This is a genomic window from uncultured Oscillibacter sp. (genome assembly GCF_910584465.1).
Classification (GTDB): Bacteria; Bacillota; Clostridia; order Oscillospirales; family Oscillospiraceae; genus Oscillibacter.
Map to the genome: position 1 here is coordinate 1 of NZ_CAJUBK010000110.1, position 4,420 is coordinate 4,420.

General features: G+C 63.7%; 4 protein-coding genes and 1 pseudogene. 2 read left to right on the forward strand and 3 right to left on the reverse strand.

All coding sequences use genetic code 11. The features are described from left to right. Positions 1–140, reverse strand: a pseudogene (locus tag QZ332_RS13215) (branched-chain amino acid ABC transporter permease); the annotation flags it as partial. A 186-nt stretch (positions 141–326) separates the two neighbouring features. Continuing rightward, entirely contained in the window at positions 327–1,526 is a 1,200-nt protein-coding gene (locus QZ332_RS13220; RefSeq protein WP_295766279.1) for an ABC transporter substrate-binding protein, read from the reverse strand. Positions 1,527–1,907: 381 nt separating this feature from the next. Here QZ332_RS13220 and QZ332_RS13225 point away from each other — a divergent pair, with 381 nt between their 5' ends. Then, positions 1,908–3,563 (forward strand): methyl-accepting chemotaxis protein, encoded by a 1,656-nt coding sequence (locus QZ332_RS13225; protein WP_295766281.1) that lies wholly within the window; start codon positions 1,908–1,910, stop codon positions 3,561–3,563. A 37-nt stretch (positions 3,564–3,600) separates the two neighbouring features. On the opposite strand, the gene QZ332_RS13230 is transcribed toward QZ332_RS13225, so the two are convergent. Continuing rightward, positions 3,601–3,783, reverse strand: coding sequence for a hypothetical protein (locus QZ332_RS13230; protein WP_295766283.1), 183 nt, complete (start codon positions 3,781–3,783; stop codon positions 3,601–3,603). Between the two features lie 50 nt (positions 3,784–3,833). On the opposite strand from QZ332_RS13230, the gene QZ332_RS13235 reads away from it, so the two are divergent. Then, positions 3,834–4,283 carry a GNAT family N-acetyltransferase gene (locus QZ332_RS13235; RefSeq protein ID WP_295766285.1) on the forward strand — a complete coding sequence of 150 codons (450 nt, stop codon included), beginning with the start codon at positions 3,834–3,836 and terminating at the stop codon, positions 4,281–4,283. Positions 4,284–4,420: the final 137 nt, after the last annotated feature.

A 4,420-nucleotide genomic window follows, 5' to 3' on the forward strand; every position in this document is an offset into this window, starting at 1 on the left:
CCCGCCACCATGAACACGTCGCCGTGGGCGAAGTTGATCAGGCGCAGGATGCCGTAGACCATGGTGTAGCCGATGGCGATCAGGGCGTACTGCCCGCCCAGGGACACGCCGGAGAGCAGGATGGAAATGGCGTATTGCACGAAGGGACCCTCCCTTGTTCATTAAGATGTAAAGACACACAGGGGCGCGGAGGACCGTCTCGAAAAAGGCCGGACGGGCCCCTTTCGAGGCGGTCCTGTGAACTGCCTGAGGAACGCCGCCACCTGCCGGGGGATCTCCCCCGGCAGGCGGACGGATACCATGCGGATGTCCCGGGGTCCTCCCCCTTATTTCACCGTCTGGACGGCCTCCAGCTTCCAAGCGCCGGCGGCATTGTCGGCGGTCTTGATATAGGCGGTGTCCCGGACGGCGTCGCCCACGTCGTCGAAGGCGATCGCGCCGGACACGCCGGTGTACTGGAGGCTGGGCAGGGCGGCCTTGACGGCGGCCTTGTCGGTGGAGCCCGCGGCCTTCAGGGCCTCCAGGGCCACGTAATAGGCGTCATAGCCCATGGCCGTGACCGCGGCGATGGTGTCGTTGCCGCCGTTGTTGGTCATGGCGGTGGAGTCCTCGGCCAGCCAGGCCTTGATGCCCTCATCGAACTTGGGAGAGCCGCCCTCCTGATAGAAGGTGGAGACGTAGAGCTGGACGTTGGAGCCCTTGGCGGCTTCCAGGACCATGTTGCTGTCCAGGGTGTCGGAGCCCATGATGGGGATGCTCAGGTCCATGGACGCGGCCAGCTTCAGGATCTGGGTGGCGTAGGCGATGGAGACGGGGCAGAAGATGACGTCCGCGCCCTCGGCCACGGCCTTGTTCAGGTAAGTGGAGAAGTCGGAGGTGTTGGTGGGGAAGGAGTCCTTGACCACCTCGCCGGAGAAGGTCTGCTCGAAATAGGTGATCAGGCCCTGGTCATAGTCGTTGCCCAGCTCGCCCAGCAGGTACGCCTTCTTGGCGGAGAACTTCTCCTCGGCGAAGGAGGCCAGCACCTGGGCCTGGAAGGGATCGAGGAAGCAGATGCGGTAGTAGTAATCGTTGCCCGCGGTGACGTTGGGGTTCGTGCAGGTCACGCCGATGGCGGCCAGGCCCGCCTCGCCGAAGACCGGGCCGCCCGCGATGGCGCAGCCGGAGCCGTAGGTGCCCAGGACCAGGCTCACGTCCTTGCCCACCAGCTCGGCGGCGGCGGTGGGGGCCTTGTCGCTGGAGGAGCCGTTGTCCGCGTAGACCAGCTCGACGTTATAGGTCTCGCCGCCGATCACCACGCTGGGGGTCTCCTTATTGGCGTACTGCATGCCAAGCATCTCCTGCTTGCCGCCGGCGCCGGAGTCGCCGGTGGCGGGCTCGAACACGCCGATGCGGACGACTTTATCGCCGGAGCCGCCGCCGGACTGCTGGGCGCCGTCCGAGCCGCCGGAGCTGGGGCTGCCGCCGCAGGCGGCCAGGCTCAGGACCATGGCCAGAGCCAGGAGCATCGTGAAAAATCTCTTCATTCTTTTCATCCTCCTATATGACGGGACCTTTGTCCCTGGTATGCCGCATATTTTACGTCCTTCCCTCCGATTTTGCAAGGTGAATTCTACACAGAAAGATCCCCCCATATCCCGCCGCCCCCGGCGGGAACGTCCTCGTGAGGACAGCCTGTTGTCCTCCTTTGAAGGACGATCCAAAAGAGCCGGAAATTTTTGCCGTCCGATCGTCCGCCGTACAGAGACAATCGTTTTCGTGATTTTGCTGAACGCGCCGCCGCCGCCCGGGGACCGCCCCGGAAAATTTCGCGCGCATCGCCGTCGTTTCTGGTTGCATTATATAGGGAACCATGCTACAATGGAGAAGAAGCTTTTAGGAAAACGAGACGGGAGGATACATAGTTTATGCGGAAAAGCATCAAAAGGACGGTCCTGATCCGTACGGCGGCGGCACTGATCTCGATCTTACTGTTCAGTTTCGTCACCACGACCAATATCCTGCGCATCCAGGCTGTCCAGAAAGAAAGCACCCAGGCCGCGGACCTGCTCGAGCGCGCCCAGCAGGCGGAGACCGCCCACTACCGCTGGGCCAGCAACCTCAGCAACGCCCTCTATGCAGGCAGCGAGTTCACCGGGAGCATCGACCCCACCACCTGCGTCCTGGGCCAGTGGCTCTACGGCGACGCGGAGACCGAGGACCCCCAGGTCTTGACCCTCCGCAGCCAGATGGAGCCCCTCCACAAGGAGATCCACCAGTCCGCTACCCATGTACTGGACCTGCTGAAGATCCGGCCCTCTCAGGCCCAGCAGTACTATCAGGAGACCATCCTCAGCAACATCTCCACCCTGGTGTCCCGACTGGACGAGGTCGTGGAGCTCCAGACCCAGGCCAACGAGGAGGGGCAGGCCCGTCTCCAGTCCCTGATCCTCCAGATGCAGCTGGTATGCTTCATCTGCCTGATACTGGCGCTGGTCTGCCTGATCGGCCTGGTCACCTTCGTGGGCAAGCACGTGGTGACGCCCATCATCGCCATCACGGACCACACCCGTCCCCTCCAGGAGGGCCGTCTCGATCTGAAGATGGACTACCACTCCGACAATGAGCTGGGTGAGCTCGCCAAGACCCTGGAGAGCTCCATGGCCCTGATCGACAGCTATGTGGAGGACATCAACCGCATCATGGCCCAGCTCTCCAAGGGCAATTTCAACGTGAAGCCCTCCGCGCCTTACATCGGCGACTTCCGGTCCATCGAGGAGTCCCTGGAGAGCTTCACCTCTACCATCTCCGCCACCCTCGGCACTATCGTCCGCACCCAGGACCGGGTCACCAGCCATGCCGGGCAGCTCTCCAGCGGCGCCCAGGCCCTGGCCCAGGGCGCGACGGAGCAGGCCAGTGCCGTCCAGGAGCTCTACGCCACGCTGGACGACCTTTCCAAGAACGCGGAGCAGAACGTCCAGTCCGCCACCGAGGCCCAGGAGAACGCCCGCCTCACCGGCGAGCAGGTCACCCTCAGCAGCCAGCAGATGGAGCAGATGGTCGCCGCCATGACGGACATCACCACCTCCTCCCAGGAGATCGGACGCATCATCGGCACCATCGAGGACATCGCGTTCCAGACCAACATCCTGGCGCTGAACGCCGCCGTGGAGGCCGCCCGGGCGGGCACCGCCGGCAAGGGCTTCGCCGTCGTGGCCGACGAGGTCCGGAGCCTCGCCACCCGGTCCGACGAAGCCGCCAAAGCGACGAAGGTCCTGATCGACAACTCCGTCAAGGCCACGACCCAGGGCAGTCAGATCGTGGGCCAGGTCTCCGACTCTTTGCAGAAGACCCTGGACCTCGTGATGCAGTCCAACACCACCATCCACGCCATCGCCGAGGCCATCCAAGGCGAGGCCGCCTCCATCGCCCAGGTCACCGAGGGCATCGGTCAGATCTCCGCCGTGGTCCAGACGAACTCCGCCAGCAGCGAGGAGTCCGCCGCCGTCAGCTCGGAGCTCTTCGAGGAGGTCCACAAGCTGGAGGACGAGACCAAGAAGTTCCAGCTCAAGGCCGGCCGCTGAGGAGACCGCCGCCTGGACGATATGTCCAGGCGGCTTTTCATTCCATCAGCCCCGCCCGCCGCATCTGGGCCGTCTTCGACTGTAGCCGGGCGAAGGAGGTCACGGTATCGTCGTCCTCCAGCAGGGCCTTGACCTCCGGGGACAGGGTCTGGAAGAACTCATAAGCCGAAGGGTCCTGATCCAGCAGGTCCTCCAGGCTGAGATATTCCACGCCGTACATGAACGATCACCTCCGGGACTAGCTTGCCCGGTTTTTCAGGGAGGACCGCCGTGGAGTTCCGAACAATTTTTGACAATAAACGGGCATACCTCCCCCTGCTCCTCCTGGGGGACGAACAGGAGGATATGATCGGCCGCTACCTGGACCGGGGGACGCTGTACGCCCTGTACGACGGCGGGGCCCTCCGGGCCGTCTGCGTGGTGACGGAGGAGGGCGGCGGGGATCTCGAGATCAAAAACCTCGCCGTGGCCCCGGACCGCCGGCGGCAGGGCTATGGACGGGCCATGGTGGAGCATGTGGTCCGGCAGTGCCGGGGGCGGGGGGACCGCCTCCTGGCCGGGACCGGGGACAGCCCTCTGACCGTCCCGTTTTACGAGTCCTGCGGCTTCCGGGAGAGCCACCGGGTGGAGGGGTTCTTCACGGACCACTACGACCACCCGATCTTCGAGGCGGGGCGGCAGCTGGTGGATATGGTCTATTTCTCCATGGAGCTGGATTGAAAGAGGCGCGCCCGTAAAACGGGCGCGCCTCAGCCTGTCGAAAACGTCTTTTCGACAGGCTGAGCAAGTTTTCCGAACTTCAAAAAAGTTCGGAAAACTTCTTGATCTAAATCGCGCAGGAAACCCTTCCTGGGTTT